This is a genomic window from Streptomyces sp. NPDC028305 (assembly GCF_055569495.1).
Genome location: NZ_JBVHTN010000005.1, coordinates 200,055 through 216,866, shown reverse-complemented (window position 1 = coordinate 216,866; position 16,812 = coordinate 200,055). Strand labels below are relative to the sequence as shown.

Annotated in this window: 14 protein-coding genes and 1 pseudogene; 5 read left to right on the top strand and 10 right to left on the bottom strand. The window is 70.8% G+C overall.

Annotated features, from left to right (window positions below):
• Entirely contained in the window at nucleotides 1-672 is a 672-nt protein-coding gene (locus ACZ4WQ_RS21925; protein WP_398373721.1) for a hypothetical protein, read from the bottom strand.
• Between the two features lie 95 nt (nucleotides 673-767).
• Entirely contained in the window at nucleotides 768-5,510 is a 4,743-nt protein-coding gene (locus tag ACZ4WQ_RS21920; RefSeq protein WP_398373720.1) for a putative T7SS-secreted protein, read from the bottom strand.
• A gap of 298 nt (nucleotides 5,511-5,808) precedes the next feature.
• Between ACZ4WQ_RS21920 and ACZ4WQ_RS21915 the strand changes: the two genes are divergently transcribed.
• The 4 genes from ACZ4WQ_RS21915 to ACZ4WQ_RS21900 all read left to right on the top strand — a co-directional run bounded on the left by ACZ4WQ_RS21915 (nucleotide 5,809) and on the right by ACZ4WQ_RS21900 (nucleotide 9,035).
• Entirely contained in the window at nucleotides 5,809-6,330 is a 522-nt protein-coding gene (locus ACZ4WQ_RS21915) for a hypothetical protein (RefSeq protein WP_311723683.1), read from the top strand.
• Nucleotides 6,327-8,093, top strand: coding sequence for an alpha/beta hydrolase (locus ACZ4WQ_RS21910; RefSeq protein WP_398373719.1), 1,767 nt, complete (start codon nucleotides 6,327-6,329; stop codon nucleotides 8,091-8,093). The genes ACZ4WQ_RS21915 and ACZ4WQ_RS21910 overlap by 4 nt, the downstream gene beginning before the upstream one ends.
• Nucleotides 8,094-8,106: 13 nt before the next feature.
• Nucleotides 8,107-8,622, top strand: coding sequence for a hypothetical protein (locus tag ACZ4WQ_RS21905; RefSeq protein ID WP_385346121.1), 516 nt, complete (start codon nucleotides 8,107-8,109; stop codon nucleotides 8,620-8,622).
• Between the two features lie 188 nt (nucleotides 8,623-8,810).
• A complete protein-coding gene (locus tag ACZ4WQ_RS21900) occupies nucleotides 8,811-9,035 on the top strand; it encodes a hypothetical protein (protein ID WP_385346123.1) in 225 nt (74 codons plus the stop codon).
• A gap of 43 nt (nucleotides 9,036-9,078) precedes the next feature.
• Here the strand turns inward: ACZ4WQ_RS21900 and ACZ4WQ_RS21895 are convergent, their stop codons facing one another.
• From ACZ4WQ_RS21895 to ACZ4WQ_RS21870, 6 genes and pseudogenes are all read right to left on the bottom strand, one after another.
• Nucleotides 9,079-9,882: an ABC transporter ATP-binding protein gene (locus ACZ4WQ_RS21895; RefSeq protein ID WP_398373717.1), complete on the bottom strand. Its 804-nt coding sequence runs from the start codon at nucleotides 9,880-9,882 to the stop codon at nucleotides 9,079-9,081.
• Nucleotides 9,879-10,844: a FecCD family ABC transporter permease gene (locus ACZ4WQ_RS21890; RefSeq protein WP_361186260.1), complete on the bottom strand. Its 966-nt coding sequence runs from the start codon at nucleotides 10,842-10,844 to the stop codon at nucleotides 9,879-9,881. Before ACZ4WQ_RS21890 ends, ACZ4WQ_RS21895 begins: the two co-directional genes overlap by 4 nt.
• Before the next feature lie 56 nt (nucleotides 10,845-10,900).
• Nucleotides 10,901-11,935 (bottom strand): ABC transporter substrate-binding protein, encoded by a 1,035-nt coding sequence (locus ACZ4WQ_RS21885; protein ID WP_358847296.1) that lies wholly within the window; start codon nucleotides 11,933-11,935, stop codon nucleotides 10,901-10,903.
• Nucleotides 11,936-12,092: 157 nt separating this feature from the next.
• Nucleotides 12,093-12,221 carry a hypothetical protein gene (locus ACZ4WQ_RS21880; protein WP_468022343.1) on the bottom strand — a complete coding sequence of 43 codons (129 nt, stop codon included), beginning with the start codon at nucleotides 12,219-12,221 and terminating at the stop codon, nucleotides 12,093-12,095.
• A 53-nt stretch (nucleotides 12,222-12,274) separates the two neighbouring features.
• A pseudogene (locus ACZ4WQ_RS21875) lies at nucleotides 12,275-12,436 on the bottom strand (ATP-binding cassette domain-containing protein); the annotation flags it as partial.
• Nucleotides 12,437-12,592: 156 nt separating this feature from the next.
• The gene (locus tag ACZ4WQ_RS21870; RefSeq protein WP_385346130.1) at nucleotides 12,593-13,606 is read right to left on the bottom strand and encodes a pirin family protein; all 1,014 of its coding nucleotides are present in this window, start codon (nucleotides 13,604-13,606) and stop codon (nucleotides 12,593-12,595) included.
• A 157-nt stretch (nucleotides 13,607-13,763) separates the two neighbouring features.
• Here ACZ4WQ_RS21870 and ACZ4WQ_RS21865 point away from each other — a divergent pair, with 157 nt between their 5' ends.
• On the top strand, nucleotides 13,764-14,273 hold the full coding sequence (locus ACZ4WQ_RS21865; protein WP_398373999.1) for a carboxymuconolactone decarboxylase family protein: 510 nt from the start codon (nucleotides 13,764-13,766) through the stop codon (nucleotides 14,271-14,273).
• A gap of 255 nt (nucleotides 14,274-14,528) precedes the next feature.
• Here the strand turns inward: ACZ4WQ_RS21865 and ACZ4WQ_RS21860 are convergent, their stop codons facing one another.
• Together ACZ4WQ_RS21860 and ACZ4WQ_RS21855 are read right to left on the bottom strand one after the other, a co-directional pair.
• On the bottom strand, nucleotides 14,529-15,524 hold the full coding sequence (locus tag ACZ4WQ_RS21860) for an NAD-dependent epimerase/dehydratase family protein (protein WP_398373716.1): 996 nt from the start codon (nucleotides 15,522-15,524) through the stop codon (nucleotides 14,529-14,531).
• A 107-nt stretch (nucleotides 15,525-15,631) separates the two neighbouring features.
• Entirely contained in the window at nucleotides 15,632-16,696 is a 1,065-nt protein-coding gene (locus ACZ4WQ_RS21855) for a sulfotransferase (RefSeq protein ID WP_385346134.1), read from the bottom strand.
• Between the last annotated feature and the right edge of the window lie 116 nt (nucleotides 16,697-16,812).

Here is a 16,812-nt window from a genome sequence, read left to right as displayed (position 1 = left end):
TTACTCCTCGTACCACTCCTTGATCACGTCATCGATGCAGTCACGCAAAGCCGACCTCCGGTCGGCCGCTCCGCCGCCGACGTCGATGCGCGCGGCCAATTCCTCGAGCGAGCGCCGGAAGCCCGGTTCGCCGTCCATAAGGTCGTCGAGGGCCGGAAACGCCATCAGCCGCAGGTAGTCCTCCAGGACACGTGCCAGCACGGGGTCGGGAGGGCTGGACGACGGCTGACCGGACGACGGGGAGATGCGCGACTCCGGGGCGTCCAGCATCCAGCCCGTGAGCAGTCCGTCCGCGAAGAGCAGATGGAGCCCCGGCGCCACCTGCACGCGCAAGCGCTCCGCTGTCGGCGCGTCCGGGCCGTCGCGCAGGAGGATCAGCTCGCGGTCGGTGCTCCATCGCGCCCCTGCGGGCTCGACGTGGAAGTCCGCCTTCGGCTCGATCAGGCGAAGGTTCCCCGGCGTGGACTCCGCCGACAGCCAGCCCAAAGCCCGGTCGCGGTCCTCTTCCAGATACTCCGGAATGCGCAGGGAGACCCGGGACAAAAGCCCGGTCGCGCGGTCGAACCGAAATTCGTCCACGCCTTCCGGTGAGTCCCAGTCGACGCTTCCGACGGTCTCGTGGATGACATACCGCTCGTACTCGGCCGCGTCCATGCGCGGACCGGCATCCACGAAAAGGCCCCTTGGGAAGTACCTGGGCGGTTCGGGGATTCCCGGAAGGCCGCACAGTTCGACGACGACTGAGGGTTCGAGCCTGAGCATCTGCGTCACCCCTCGGACGGGAAGTTCGGCCAGATCTCCTTGGCCGGGGCGATCGGGTTGCCGCCGGAGGGAATCTTGCCATTGATGATTTGATCCCTCGTGATCGGCAGTCCGGGTTCCTCGGGCGAGCCGCCGAACGCCTTGACCCCCGACTCCATACGAGGACCACTCGGCCCATAGCTGGTGACGATCTGCCCCGCGCGGGAGCCGGGTCCTTCCGTGATGACGATGTCCTCCCCCTGGTGGAAGAGCATGCGCCCGCTCTTTCCTTGAGACAGATAGACCGCGTCCGGGTTCGAGAGGATCTCGAGCTCCCGGGTGGGCGACAGATGGCCGTGGTAGCCGCGAGGCGACCCCTCGTACGGCTTGAGTTCTTTCCTGACACCGTTCTGCGCGTTGTTGACGACCTTGTCGGCCGCTTTGTTGGCCCGCTTGTACGGAGAGAGACCGAGCGGATCGGCCCATGTGTGCGGGTTGTGCACATAGGTGGCCGGGTTGGGGGCCGGGGCCAGCCCCAGGGGGTCCGGGGTGGCGTAGCGGGCGGTCTCGGGGTCGTAGTAGCGGTGCACGTTGTAGTGCAGGCCGCTCTCCGGGTCGTAGTACTGGCCGGGGAAGCGGAGGGGGGTGTACGCGGTGCTGCCGCGGGCCCAGGTCGTGCTGCCCCACAGGGTGGTACGGGTGCGCCAGGCGATCTCGCCGCTCTCGTCGACGAGTTCGGTCGGGGTGCCGACGACGTCGGTGACGATGGCGAAGAAGCGCTGGTCGATCTCGCGCTGACTGGTGGCGTCGGTGATGCGCTCGGACTGGGCGACCGGCTGAAGGCCGTCGTGGTCCCAGGTCAGGGTGACCAGGTCGGTGCGGCCGGGGACCGTGGTGGTCTGCTCGGCGAGGATCGCGCCGTCCCAGGTGAAGTCGGTCCGCTCGACCACCGTTTCGCCGTCCGCCGCCAGTCGCTGCTTGGCGGTGCGGCGTCCGAGGGGGTCGTAGAGGTAGCGCCACACCGTGCCGTCGGGGGTGGTGACGGAGGTCAGCCGGTTCTCGGCGTCCCACGCGTAGCGCCAGGTGTCGGGCTTCTTCGACAGGCGGTCCTTCTGCCGCAGGGTGACCCGGCCCGCCGCGTCGTGTTCGTAGCGGACCCGGCCCGCGCGGGTGATGCGCGTGCCGGTGTACGCGCGCTCGCCCGCCGCCTCCGCGCCGGGGTGCCTGGCGGGCCAGGTGGCGTGGGTCTGGTTGCCCGCCTCGTCATAGGCGTAGGTCTCGCTCCACCTCCTGGCGTGGACCGCGGTGACCCGGCCCATCGCGTCCAGCTCGAAGGAGCGGCGGCCGCGCAACTGGTCCTCGACGCCGACCAGATGGCCGTCGGCCCGGTAGGTGTAGGCGCGGCGCTGCACCATTCCGGCCGAGGGGCTGGTCAGGGCCTGTTCGGCCAGGCGGCCCGACGGGTCCCAGGCCTGGGACAGGGACAGGCTGCCCCCGATGTGGCGGGCGATCTCGCAGCCGGAGGCGTCGTATTCGGACGCCAGCGTGCGGCCGGAGGCGGTGAGGGTGGTGCGGTGGCCCGCCGCGTCGTACGCGTAGGTGGTGGTGGCGCCGCCGGGGGTGGTGCGGCGGGTGCGGCGGCCCAGGGCGTCGTACCTGTGCGTCAGCACGCGGCCGCCCACCAGCTCGGACTTCACCCGGCCCGCCCGGTCCCATTGGAGGACGATCTCGGTGTCCGGGCCCGTGGCCGAGACCAGATGTCCGGCCGGGTCGTAGGCGTAGGTGGTGGTCAGGCCGTCGGCGTCCTTGGCGACGACGCGGCCCAGCACGTCGCGCTCGAAGGCGATGGTCCGGCCCAGTGGTGTGGTGCGCGCGATCAGCTGCCCGGCGGCGTCGTGTTCGTAGCGGATGGTACGGTCGTCGAAGTCGGTTTCGGATATCAGCCGTCCCGCCGGGTCGTACTCATAACTCCAGGTGAGCCCCTTGGGGTTGGTGACCTTGGTCATGCGCAGCTCGGCGTCGTGCTCGAACGCGTAGCGCGCCCCGTCCGGGCCGGTCTGCGCGGCGAGCAGGTCGAAGTGGGTGTACTCGTACGTGGTCACCCCGCCCGCAGCGTCGACGTGGTCGGTGCAGTTGCTCTCGCCGTCGTAGGTCCAGGTCTCGCGCGTTCCGTCCGGGTTGCTCCGGCGCAGGAGGTCTCCCTCGACCGACCACTCCAGGCGGGTCGTGGCGCCGAGCGGGTCGACGATGGCGACGGGGCGGCCGAACGCGTCGCGGCGGTAGGCAGTGACCGCGCCGAGAGGATCGGTGATCTCCATCGGCAGGCCCGCGGCGTCACAGCGCACACGGCTGGTCTCGCCCAGGGCGTCGCTGATCGAGGTCACCCGGCCCAGGTCGTCGTAGATGTAGCGGGTGGTGGCCCCGACGGGGTCGGTGTCGGCGAGGCGGTTGCCGCGCGCGTCGTGTTCATGGGTCCAGGTGGCCCCGTCCACGCCGGTGACGACGGCCGGCAGGCCGAGGGCGTCGTAGGACACGTGCGACTGCTTGCCGTCGGGGCGGGTGAGGGAGACCAGGCGGCCGTGGTCGTCGTAGGCGTACGCGGTGCGGTGCCCGAGGGCGTCGGTGTGGGCCAGCACGCGGCCGTGGCGGTCGTATTCGGTCCGGGTGTACGCGCCCAGCTGGTCGATCACGCCGACGACCTGGCAGGCGTCGTTGATCAGGTACTTGGCGATGTGGCCGGCGGCGGTGGTGACGGTGGTGATCCGGTGGCCGGTGCGCTGGTCGACGCCGTGGTAGTCCAGCCGGATGGAGACATGGCCCGCGGTGCCGCCCTCGGCGATGCAGCGGTGGCGGTTGTCGTAGATGTAGTCGTAGCGGCGGTCGTTGGTGTCGGTCCAGGCGATGACGCGCTTCTCGTCGTCGTACTCGAACCGCAGCGGCAGGCCGGAGGAGTTGAATACCTCCGTGAGATTGCCGTCGGTGTAGGCGTAGCGGACGAGCTGCTGGTCGCTGCCGTCGGGGGCGGCGCCGGCGAGGTGGAGGGCGGTGATCCGGCCGTCCTCCGACGTCAGCTTCAGGTGGTAGCCCGCCGAGTGCACGATGTCGGTCGGGGTGCCGTCGGGGGCGTGGTGGAAGGCGATCCGGTTGCCGTTGCGGTCGCGAATCTCCTCGATGGGCGCGATCCCGTCGGCGCTGTCCCGAGGGGCGGTGAAGAAGTAGGTGAGGCCGGTGGTGGGGTCGGTGACGGTGTAGTCGCCGTCGAACGTGCGCTCCAGCGGCCAACGCGCGGACCCTGCCGTGGGGAAGGTGGGCAGGTCGGGTGCCGGGTGCGGGTAGTCAAGCAGGCGCCCGTCCTCACAGACGAAGACCACGCCCTCCGGACCGATCTCCAGGTGCTGGTCGGCCGTGCTCGACCACGACGGGCCGAACCACCGCCCCGCCCGGTAGCCCGACTCCACCCGGCGCCGGAACTCCAGCGGCAGCACGCCCGGCAGCGTCACGTCCGTCTGGGGCAGGAACATCCGGCCGGTGGCGAAGTCGATCGGGTCCGAACCCGTGGTGGTCTTCGCACCGTCGCGCGTGGCCCGCGAGGCCGGGCCGCCCTCGTCCAGCAGGCCGCGGCCGGGCGGCTTCACCTCGGCCACGCGCCGGGCGGTGGTCGCGACCTTCTTGATGCTGCCGAGACCCTTGGTGCCGATCAGCTCCGGCACCAGCCGGCCGAGGCCCTCGGAGGGGTCCTTCTGGAAGGTGTCCCACATGGTGCCCAACGTCCCCCACGGGTCATTGGACATCCGGACCAGGCCGGCGGCCGTGTTGTTGAGGTTGGTGACGTACTCCGCGGGGTGGGTGATGTTGTACAGATCCAGGGGGTTGAGCTGCCGGGCGAAGTTGACGATCCCGGCGGTCCCCTTGACGATGCCGCCCACGAAATGCGACGCGTCCAGGTTCAGCCCGTCCACGCCGTCCGCCAGCTGCCTGGCGTACGAGGGCTTGGCCGGCGCCTTGTCACGCGCCGTCTCCACCGCCGCCTTCGAGGTCGTCTGCGCCTCGTTCCGCTGCCGCCGCGCCTCCTTCAGAATGTCCTGCGCGGCCTGGACATCCGCCGTCCCCGGGTCATGGAACTCCCCCGGCTTCTCCGGCAGCGTCGACTTGTCACGCTTGTCCGACGGCTTCGCGTTGTACGCGTCCACCGCCGTGTTGTACGCCGACACCTTGTCGTTGTGCGCCGACCGCGCATCATCCGACGCCTTCTTGCCCTTCTTATAACGCGCGATCGCGGTCTCGGCCTGCTTCTGCGCCCACTCCACCGTCCCCGCGAAGTTCTCCAGCGCCCCGGCCGCCTTCTCACACGCGTCCGCGGCCGTGAACCACTTCTTCGGCTCGACCGACACACTCTCCCGAAAAGCATCCGCCGACTTGCCCTTGAGATGAGCGGCGTCCAGCCCCTGCAACCCCTTGCCCACATTGTCGAACGCGGTCTGGAAATCCCTCAGATGACCTGCCGTGGTCCGGAGCTTGTCCGGACTGCCGTGCACCAACTTCTTGGGATCCTCGGACTCACCCAACTGCATCTCGTCGACATCCGCGCCCAGCGCGTTCGCCGCCGAATCGGTCTTGTCCCGGACCCAGTCCGCACCGCTCTCCCAGCCGACATCGTCCAGCCGGTCCGCCGTCCAGTCACCGGCGACATCGATGGCCTCACCGACGTCCTCCACCCGGTCCTCGACCCAGTCCTCCAACGAGTCCGGAACGAAATCCCCAAGCCCCATGGACGCTCATCCCCCGATCAGCCGTTCAATCCTCGACGGATCCGGCCCTGGCGCAGGCCCGCTCCTGCTCCGGGACCCCGTCCCCACCTGCACAACGTGCAACCTTTGACACAATACGGTCGCGCCTCGCCGTGATCGCCGCTGGAGCTCAGGCTGTTGCAAAGCCCATACAAACGACATCGCCGGGCTCGACCGCCGCCCGGCACGGCCACCGAGCCGCCGTCGCCGCGGGCCACCGGGATGGAACTCCGAAGAGTTTCCCCCTGTTATTGCGCTCTGTTACCTTCCTTGTTCTGCCATGAAGAACATGGTTCAGCGGGTGGAGGAAGGCAGTATGGGGGACTCAGGGCTGTCTGAGCGTTGGCAGGCGTATTACGACGCGGCGGGCGGAACGGATACCGACGGCAAAAGCGTCCAAACCAGGCTGGCCAGTGCGGACGGGAATAAAGGGGATGGCAAGGGCGGCGGCGACGGCGATCTGAAATCGTCGAAGGGGCCGTGGAATACCGCGTCGACATCCATGGACGATCTGCGCCGGAATGCCGTGCGTGCGCTGGGCGACCTTCAGCACGGGCAGCAGGGCGCGGGAACGGCCAGCAAAGGCGTGGAGGGGCTGGAGAGCACCTCCATGCAGCAGCGGGTCTTCAACTCCTGGGAGGCCCGGCTGGAGGTCCTGCGCGATGAATGCGGCGAACTCATGGGAAAGCTGAAGAAGGCGGGCAATGACCTCGCCAACCAGGACGACGCCATTGAGGCGCTCTTCAAGGCGCAGGATACGAGGCCGATTCCCCCGCCGGGCGGCCCGTCGGGGAGTTGGTGACCGGCATCATGGTTACTTTCGCGCAGTTGAGGGCGCTTGACCCGGCCCAGTTCGAGGAGGCGGCGGACGGCTGGCACAAGGTCAGCAGCAATGCGAGCGCGTCCAAGGACCGGCTGGACAATGAGATCAATGCGAAGCTCCGCGGGGCTCTGAAGGGCCAGGGGGTCGGTACGGCGCTGGGCCGGCTGGAGCGGCTGAGCGAGAACTTCCACTACATGCAGGTGGAGTGCGCGCTGGTGCTCACGGCCTTGAACGGGCTGGCGGCGGAGTTGCGGGCGGCGAAGAAGAAGCTGGACAACGCCGTGCAGGACGCCCGGGACGCGGGGATGACCGTCAAGGAGGACGGTTCGGTGCAGTACACGCCCCCGCTGGTGTTGCTGCCCGGCCAGGAGTACGAGCCGGCGGGGAACGGCCGGACGCCGTTCGTCACCACGACGCCGAAGGAACGGGCGCAGGGGTTCGCCGACCGGATCGGTGACGCGCTGAAGGACGCGGCCGAGGCGGACGGCAAGTACGCGAAGACGCTGGGCAAGCTGATCACGGTGGCGGATCTGTCGGTCACCAAGGAGGACTGGACCGACGCCGACGCGGACCGCGGGGCGGTCAAGAAGACCGTCGGCGACTATCTGCGGGATATCCCGAAGGACAAGTCGCCCAAGGACAACGCGGCCTGGTGGAAGAGCCTGTCCAAAGAGGAGCAGGCGGAGTACATCTCCCTGTATCCGGCGAGCGTGGGCAAGCTGGACGGCCTTCCCGTCGAGGACCGCGACGAGGCGAACCGCGTCTGGTTCAACGAGCAGCGGGCGAAGTACCAGACCGAGCTGGCCAATCTCCCGCCCGAGCCCAAGCCCAGGAACATCATGGTCGGTCGCACTTCCATGACCAACCCTGAGTGGACCAAGTGGAACAACCATAAGAAGCAATTGGAGTCCTCCCTCAACGGCATGAAACGCATTCAGATGCGTTTCGATGACACGGGGAAGGCCGACGCCTTCGACAACACCCGGCCCAAGGGTTACAAACCGACCGGCGACGGGCTGCCGCCGGCGTATCTGCTGGATTTCGACCCCGAGAAAAACGGCCGCGCGATCATCGCGAACGGCAACCCGGACACGGCCGAACACACCGCGGTGATGGTCGGTGGCACCAACGGCACGCTCGGCGGCATCAACAAACCCGTTATCGCGGGCACGAACCTGTGGCAGGCCGCCAGCGCGATGCCGGGCGACCCCAAGGTGTCGACCATCACCTGGCACGGCTACGACGCTCCACAGAACTTTTTCCCGGAAGCCATGAAGGACAAGTACGCGGACCGGGCGGCGGGAGACTTCAACGACTTCCTGTCGGGGCTGCGCACCTCGCACGACCCGTCGGTCAACGACCACCTGTCGGTGCAGGCCCAGAGCTACGGGACCGTGGTGGTGGGCTCCGCCGCCCGCCAGGGCACTCTGGACGCGGACGACGTGATGCTCAGCGGCAGCCCCGGCGTACAGGTGGGGCGGGCCGAGGACCTGGACGTGCCCTCAGGACATGTGTGGAACCAGAAGGCGCAGGGTGACTGGGTGCCCAAGTGGGGGGCGCCCACCCATGGCCACCACGAGGGTCTGACGCAGTTCATCACCCCCAGCGACCCGATCTTCGGCGCCAACCAGATGGCCACCGACACCAAGGGGCACGGAAACTACTGGCTGGCCGGTTCGGAGAGCCTGGAGAACCAGGCGAGAGTCGTGGTGGGACGCTACGACGAGGTCCAGCTGAAGTAGCGGGGTGTTTTCGATGTCCGACGTATCCGATGCATCCGACGTGCCCGACTCCGGTGATCACGGTCTTGGCTACACCCCCGAGGAGCGGGAGGTCTCCGCGCCCCGGGAGGAGGCCAGGCAGCTCTCCAGCGAGCTGTACGACCTGCTGCGGGTGAAGGGGAAGACGACCGCGCCCGGCCCGGGCGTGGACGTGTGCGGCGACCTGGACCCGGAGACGTTCTATGTCATCCGCCACCTGTGGTCGGTGTACGGCGTGCCGGCCGGGGACCTCGAGGCCGGCTGGCAGGGCCTCAGCGAGGATCTCCCCCGGCACGGCTGGGAGATCGTCCACGAGGGGCGGGAGTCGACCGTCGCCCGGTCCCCGTTCCTGATGGCCGACTCCACCCGGAAGAAGTTCACCCTCAAAGCCACCTTGCTGATCCCGACCGCAAGGGACGCCGAGAGGAGCGGCGCGGAGGCCGGGATCATGTTCCACCTCGTCTCCGCCTGCTTCCGGGTCCCCGAGGGCACCACGGTGGACGCCTACTGAGCCCGTACGGCCCCGGGCACCGCGGAAACCGCGTGACCGGGGCCGCCGGCGCATCGGGCACCATGGGCGGTATGAGCTCTCGCACCCCGGCCGCCTGGGTCACCGTCGCGGCCTACGAAAACCTGCCCGGCCGTCCCCGGCCCCTGGCGGCCGCGCGCGCTTGACTGCGCGACCGCGGCATCGACTGGATGCCGTTCCGGCCGGAGGACGAGATCCGCTGCGAGGTGATGTGCGGCGTCGGGCCCGACGGCAGCCGCCACGGCTGGATCCGCGTCCACGTCCACCCCGACGCGCTGCGCCGCCTCGGGCTCCATCCCGACCAGCCGACCGCGAGGGTCGACGGACCGTCCCCGCCCGGCTGGTGGCACGCCGCCGCGGAGCGCGCCGCGGGCCGGGCGCCCCGGGGCGGGTAGCGCGCGCCCATCCCCTATCCCCGCGGCGTGCCGGGCGGCCTTCTCAGCCGGCCTCGGCAGTCTCGCTGTCCCCGCCGAGGGCGAGGGGCTGGGCGGCATAGGTGATGCGGACGACGCCGTCCGCGTGCCGGTCGGTGGTGGCCCGCACGCCGAAGACGTCGTGGAGGATCTCCGGAGTCAGGACGTTCAGGACTGGTCCCGCCGCCACCACGGTGCCGTCGTGGAGCACCACGAGGTGGTCGCAGAGCCGGGCGGCGAGGTCCAGGTCGTGCAGGACCGCCAGGGTGGTGATCCCGGTGGCCCGGATCAGGTCCAGGAGTTCGAACCGGGCCCGGATGTCGAGGTGGTTGGTGAGTTCGTCGAGTACGAGGAGTTGCGGACGCTGGGCGAGGGCGCGGGCCAGCAGGACGCGCTGGCGTTCGCCGCCGGACAGGGTCGCGTAGTCGCGGTCCTCGAACGGGCCGACACCGCACCGGTCGATCGCTTCGGCCACGGCCCGGCGGTCCTCGGCGCCGTCCCGCCCCATCAGGCCATGGTGCGGCGTACGCCCCAGAGCGACGATCTCGGTGACGGACAGGCCGGTGGTGTGACCGGAGTCCTGGAGAACAGCCGCGGTGCGGCGGGCGGCCGTGCGGACGGGCAGGGACCACACATCGTCCCCGCCCACCGTGACCACGCCGCCGGCCGGGCGCAGCGAGCGGTAGACCGCGCGCAACAGGGTGGATTTGCCGCTGCCGTTGGGGCCCACGAGCCCGACGATGTCGCCCTCGCGGGCTTCCAGGTTCACCTCCCGGAGGATCGGGTCGCGGTCCAGGGTGACGTGGAGCCGGTCCACGGTCAGCTTCATACGGTGTCCAGGCCCTTGTTGCGGCGCAGCAGCCACAGGAAGAACGGTGCGCCGAGCAAGGCGGTGAGGATGCCCAGTGGCAGCTCGTTGGGGCGGGTGAGGGTGCGGGAGAGGAGGTCGACGATCACGAGGTAGACGGCGCCCAGGAGTGCGGTCAGGGGCAGCAGTCTGCGGTGGTCGGCACCGACGGTGAGGCGTACGAGGTGGGGGATCATGAGGCCGACGAAGCCGATGCCCCCGGCGACGGCGATGACGGTGCCGGTGAGCAGCGCGCTGATCACCAGCAGGACGGCGCGCAGCCGGTTGACGTCCACACCGAGCGCGGTGGCGGACTCGTCGCCGGCCAGCAGGGCGTTGAGCCTGCGTCCGAACAGGGTCAGCACGGCGGTGCCGGTGAGGACCACGACCGTGACGGTGGGCAACTGGTCCCACTGGGCACCGGCGACGCTGCCCAGCATCCAGAACATCACGGTTCGCAGTTCGGTGGGGGTGGCCAGCAGCTGAACGAAGCTGGTCACCGACAGCAGGACGTAGCCGACCGCCACCCCGGCCAGCACCAGCCGGGTCGGGGCCAGTCGGCCCCGCCGCTGTCCGAGGGCGAAGACCAGGGCTCCGGCCGCGAGGGCGCCGACAAACGCCGCGCCCGACACGCCGAGACCGCCGACCGCGGCGCCGCCGAGGGTGATGACCAGCACGGCGCCGAGGGACGCGCCGTAGGAGAAGCCCAGGACGGTCGGGTCGGCGAGCGGGTTGGAGACCAGGGTCTGCAGCACCGCCCCGGCGACGGCCAGGCCCGCGCCGACCAGGGCGGCCAGGGCGACACGGGGCGCCCGGAAGTTCCAGACGATCTGGTCCAGCGCCGGGTCGCCGGTGGCTCCGCTGCCGGTGATGTGGCGCAGCAGGATCCGCCACACATCGGCCAGCGGGACGTTGACCGCTCCTATGCTCACCGCCACCACCATGGCGGCGACGAGTACGGCCAGCAGTCCGACCACCGCCAGCGACTGCCGCACGTGGCTCAGAACTTGTCGGGGTGCAGCATCCTGGCGATCTTCTCGACGGCGAGGTCGTTGCTGGGGCCCAGGTACATCGAGTCGGACAGGACCACGTATGTGTTGTTCTTGGCCGCCGGCCACTGAGGGAACTCCTTGAGCAGTTTCTTGGCGTAGGCCGCCGGATCGGGGTCGTTGTAGCCGATGACGATGAGCGCGTCGATGTCCGTGGCGGCCACTTTCTCCTTGCTCAGGTCGGCGAAGGAGGTCTTCGAGGCGTTCTGGAAGGCGTTCCTGCCGCCGGACTTGGCGAGGATGTCGTTGAAGATGCCCTTGGCGACGACGGAGCTGAAGTCGTTGCCGCCCATCACCATGTTGGAGAAGAGGACCATGACCTTCGGTTTCTTCTCGCCGTCGACCTTGGCGGACACCTCGTCGATGTGCTTCTTCGAGGCGGCGATCAGCTTCTCCGCGCGGTCGCCGACGTTGAAGATCCGGCCCATGTCCCGCAGGAGCGTGTAGCTGTCGTCGATGGTCATCCTGGAGGTGTCCTGGTCGCAGCCCTGCGGGGAGACATAGCTGTTCGCGTTCACCCCCTTGAGCTGCTCCCGGGTGGTGAAGCCGTTCTTGGCGTCGAAGCCGTAGGAGGTCGTGGACAGCACGAGGTCGGGCCGCAGGCCCAGCATCGCCTCGCGGGGGATGTCGTAGGCATCGTTGAGGTTGACGTTCCCAGTGGGCAGATCCTTGATGGCCTTGGCCCGGCCCGGTACCTCGGACATCCCGTAGCTCTGCTGGTTGGCCACGATCTGGTCGCCGAGGCCGAGGGCGAGCAATGTGGAGACCTCGGCGACGGAAGCCCCGTTCATGACGACCACTCTGCTGGGCGTCTCGGTGAAGGTCTCGGCCATTCCGCAGTTCTTGACGGTCACCGGGTAGCCGGGCTTCGCGGCTGCCGCGGATGTCTTGTCCCCGGCGTCATCGGTCGAGGAGTCGGCGCATGCCGTGGCGGCCAGACAGAGGGCTGCGGCCAGGGCGACGTCGACAGGACGCTTCTTCGACATGCTGGTTCCTTGCTGCGGGATGCTCGTGGGGCGGCGTGCTCTGATGCAGTAGTCGGGAAACAGAGCAGGCGAGTTCCCGGAGATGTCCTACTTCTCTCGGAGCGGCGAGATGGTGCCGGTTCCCGGCCGGGGCGGGCGGCGTTGCCCTTCGTCATCCTCAGGTGCGTGGCTCCAACGCCCCGGTTGCCGCGGCGGCGGTCGGCTCCTGGTGGTCGAAGGCGATCAGCGGGTCGCCGGTCAGCGGGTGGTCGACCACGGCCGCCCGTACGCCGAACACCTCGGCCATCAGCTCGGGCGTGAGGACGTCACGCGGTCGGCCGGATGCGAGCACGGCTCCGGCGCCACTGGCTTCAGATGGCCGTAGACGGTGCGCAGGAGGGTGGACTTGCCGCTGCCGTCGGGCCCGACCAGGCCAGTGATCTCGCCTTCGGCCGCCACCAGGTGCGCGCCGGCCACGACCGTACGGCCGGCGTAGGCGACGTGCAGGTCATCGATGTCGATCCGCCCCCCGATCCCGGGAGCCGGCACAGCGGGCGCCGGGCCCGCTCCGCCGGATGAGAGCAGCGCCCGAGCGCCCCGTCGCACCCACCACCGACACAGCCCCACCAATGGGGCTGTGTCTGTTTCCGAGCGCCCGCTCCCTTGGACCCCCGCAGGTCAGCGCACGTCGCCGCGCGGTTTCAACGGCAGGTTCGGCAGCTCGGGGGCGGGCAGGCGGTCTCCGTCGTAGCCGTTCACCTCGCCGAAGCGCGAGCCCGTCATCCAGTCCTCGCGCGCCTGCGTGATGTCCTCGTGGCTGCGGCCGATGAAGTTCCACCACATCACGATCTGCTCCCCGAACGGCGGCCCGCCGAGCAGCACCATCCGCGCGGCCGCGTCCGTGGTGTTGGTCAGCTCCAGCGTCCGGTTTCCGGGGGCGAGATAGCCGAGCTCGGCGGGGCTCAGCAGGGTGTCGGCCATGCGGACCTCCCCGCGGTCGAGGAGGAGGCCGTGCTCGAAGCGGGCGTCGATGTCCAGGGTGACCGTGGCGTGCGGCTCCAGGATGAGTTCGGCGCCGAGCAGGGGGGTGAAGGTGGGGACCGGTGAGGTGTCGCCCGCGAGGGACCCCAGGAAGACCCTGGCCTCGCCCACGGGCCCGTCCCCGGCCGCCTCGTCCCCGGCCGGGGCCTGCCCGGTCAGGGGGATGGCGCGCGGCTCGTAGTGCCGGAAGTCAGGGGCGGTGTCCCGGTGCGCCTCGGGCAGCGCGACCCACAGCTGTACGCCGTGCAGGATCGTGGTGCGGGCGGTGGAGACCTCGGAGTGGCTGATGCCGTGGCCGCCGGTCATCAGGTTGAGCTCGCCGGGCCGTACGAAGGCGTGGCTGCCCAGGCTGTCGCGGTGCTCGATCTCGCCGCTGAACAGCCAGCTCACGGTCTGGAGGCCGGTGTGCGGGTGGGGGGCGACGTCCATCCCGCCGGTGGCGGCGACGTCGTCGGGCCCGTAGTGGTCGGCGAAGCACCAGGCGCCGATCAGCGTCCGGGCCCGCTGTGGCAGGGTACGTCGTACCGTCATCGCGCGCGGGCCGCCCAGCGGGACGTCGCGCGGGGTCAGGATCTCCACTCGCGGGCCGGTCTCCTCGTCCGGGGAGCCGCCGCAGCGCTGCACGGCGGGCTGGGTCTCGGTGTTGCTCATGGCGCGACGCCTCCCAAGCGGGTGATAGTTGTACGCTCAACAATCACGATGATAGATCGACACCTCGGTGAGGTGCGCAACATACCGGAAGCGGCCGAAGCGGCCCGGTGAAGGAGTTCAGGTGACTGACGCGGCAGCGGCCTCCGCAGCGACCTCGATCGACGAGACGGCCTCCGCCGAGGGGCGGGGCAGGCGGGTCTTCATCGACAAGCAGAGCCCCCAGGTCTACAGCGCGATGGTGCAGACCGCCGAGGCGGTCCGCGCGACCGCCGCCGAGGCCGGGCTCGACCGGCAGCTCGTGGAGCTGGTCAACCTGCGGGTGTCCCAGATCAACGGCTGCGCGTTCTGCCTCAACCTGCACACCAAGGCCGCCCTGCGGGCCGGCGAGACGGCGCAGCGCCTGGGCGTGCTGGCGGCGTGGCGCGACACCGAGGTGTTCACCCCGCGGGAGCGGGCCGCGCTCGCCCTCGCGGAGGCGACCGCCAGCCCCGCGGACGCCGCCGCGCAGGAGGCGGCCTACGGGGTCGCGCGCCAGGCGCTGACCGACGACGAGATCTCGGCGGTGATCTGGGTGGCGATCGCCATCAACGCCTTCAACCGCGTCTCGATCATGAGCAAGCACCCCGTACGGCCGGTCCCGGCGCCGCGGCAGACGCCCTCCGCCTAGGGGGTGTCCGGCGGCCACGCGGCGGAGCCGCATATCGGTGCTGTTCCCCTACCCGCCCCTTCCCCCGGTGTCGAGCCCCTGCTGATTTGCGGCTCCGCCGCGCGGGGCTCCGCCGCGTGGCAAGGGCTTCGCCCCTGGCCCCCGGGTCCGGGGCGGAGCCCCCACGCGGCGGAGCCTCATAACGGCAGCGGCCGGGAAGGGGCGGGTAGGGGGTGAGCACGCCGCAGGCGTCACCAACCTGTCCGGTCAGCACACCTAGGCCGTGCCCAGCACCGTCGCCTCCCGCTCCGGGGCAAGGCCCACCGGCGGGCGGTCCGGGCGGTGGGGGGCGCGGCCGCCGAGCTGTCGCAGCCACTCCCAGGTGGCGGCCACGGTCCCGGCGACGGGACGGCAGCGCAGGCCGGCGGCGAGCGCCCGGGACACGTCCCCGCCGTACATCGTGTCGTACAGCTCCCCCGGCGGCAGCCAGACCGGCAGCTCGGTCCACGGCTCGACACCGGCCGCCAGGACCGCCTCCGGGTCCGTCCAGCGCAGCTCGGCGTCCGCCCCGGTGACGGCCACGCACGCCTCCAGCAGCTCACCGAAGGTCGTCTGACCCGGCGGGCCGACCAGGTTGTACGGGCCGCCGAGCCCGCGCCCGGCGGCGTCCAGCACCCAGCCGGCCAGGTCGCGGACGTCGATGTACCGGAGCGGCAGCTCGCGCGGCCCCGGCGCCAGGACCGGGCCGCCCCGGGCGATGCGGGTCAGCCACCACGGCAGCCGGCCGACGTTCTCGTACGGGCCCAGGATCAGCCCCGCCCGGGCCAGCAGCGCCCGCTCGCCGAACGCCGCCTCCGCCGCCAGCTCCCCGCCCCGCTTGGCCTCGGCGTACTCGACCGCTCCCGCGTCCGGCGACGCCTCCACCAGCGGGCCGTCCTCGTCGAGCCCGGCCGGGGCGGGGTAGGCGTAGACGGACCGGCTGGAGATGTAGACGTAATGCCCGGCCCGCCCGGCCAGCAGCCGGGCCGCGTCGCGCACGGCGGACGGCGCGCCCGTCCAGGTGTCGACGACGACGTCCCACTCCCCCGTGCCGTCCCCCTCCAGGGCCGCCAGGCCGCCCGCGGCGCTGCGGTCGCCCCGCAGGGCGGCCACGCCCGGGGGCGGGTCGTGGCGTCCGCGGTTGAACGCCGTCACCTGCCAGCCGCGCGCCAGCGCCTCCTCGGCGATGGCCCGCCCCACGAATTCCGTACCGCCCAGCAGCAGAAGCCTCATGACGGTGACTCTGCCCGCCGCGCGGGGCCGGCGGAATCGGCGCATGCTGTGAGCGAATCCGCTGTCAGCGGAACCCGGGCGCGGAAGACGGGTGCGGAGCGGTAGCGCTACGCCCCCGCCATGACCGCGCGCAGCGCCTCGGTGCCCGGGGCGCAGGACTCCCGCAGGGCGGACAGCTCGTCCGCGGGGAGGCGGAGGGCGGAGCCGCGCCGGCCGTGGTCGAGGGTGGCCTCGGCCGCCGTCAGCCACTCCTCCGCCGGATCGACGCCGATGAACTCCGCCAGCCGGGCCAGCTCCCGCCGGGGCGCGTCGAGCAGCTGCTCGTAGGACAGGGACGTACGGGAGCCCTCCGGGACCCGGGCCAGCGCCGTCAGACCCCGGGTGATCAGGTGCGACCACATCTCGCCGAACCGGGCGACCGGCACCGGCGCCTCCATCAGCAGCGCGGGGTCGAACCGCTCGGCGAACAGACCCGCGAGGTCGGGGGGCAGGGCGCGGACGTGCTCGTCGGTGAGCCGGGCCAGCAGGCCCGCCCCGGCGGCGCTCCTGGCGTCCATGGTGCGCAGGGTCATCCGGAAGCCGGGGTGGCGGCTCATCGACAGCGCGCAGTCCGGCCCGTCCCGGAACATATGGACGAACCGCGCCCCGGGGAACGCCTCCCGCATCCAGGGCACCCAGCCCAGGGAGCCGCCGGAGCGCTCGACGACCACCCCGCGGCCGAACCGCTCGGCCAGCAGCTCGAACAGTGCCGTGTAGTGGCGGGCGACCGGGCGGCCTGGCCACGCCGAGACCCGCGGCGCCAGCTCGTCGAAGAGGCCGTCCGGATCGTCGGTGAGGTGCGGCAGGACCATCATGCTCAGGGCGGGGATGCCGGTGGTCTCGGCCGAGAAGCGCCCGGGGCGCCGGTTGTAGAGGAACTCCGGAGCCGGGGCGCCGCTGCGGATCATCCGGTCGAAGCTCTCGTTCGGCCGGGTGACCAGCTCCCAGAACTCCGCGCCGGACACGGTCCGCGCGGGCAGCGGATGCCGGTGGGGCTCCATGCCGAGGGAGGTGAACAGCTCGTTGACGCTGAGGATGCCGGGATGCAGGTTCAGGACGTGCGACAGCGCGGTCGAGCCGCTGCGTCCGGTGCCGACGACGAACGTCAGGGGCCGCGTGCTGATGTGGTCCACCTCCGGTGCTGGCTCGCCGCGCGCGCGGAGGCGGTGCGGCGGTATGGCGGTACGGCGTGACGGGCGGCGGCCGTCGCGCGCGCGGCCGCCGGGCAGCGATCAGTAAAGGGCGTGGC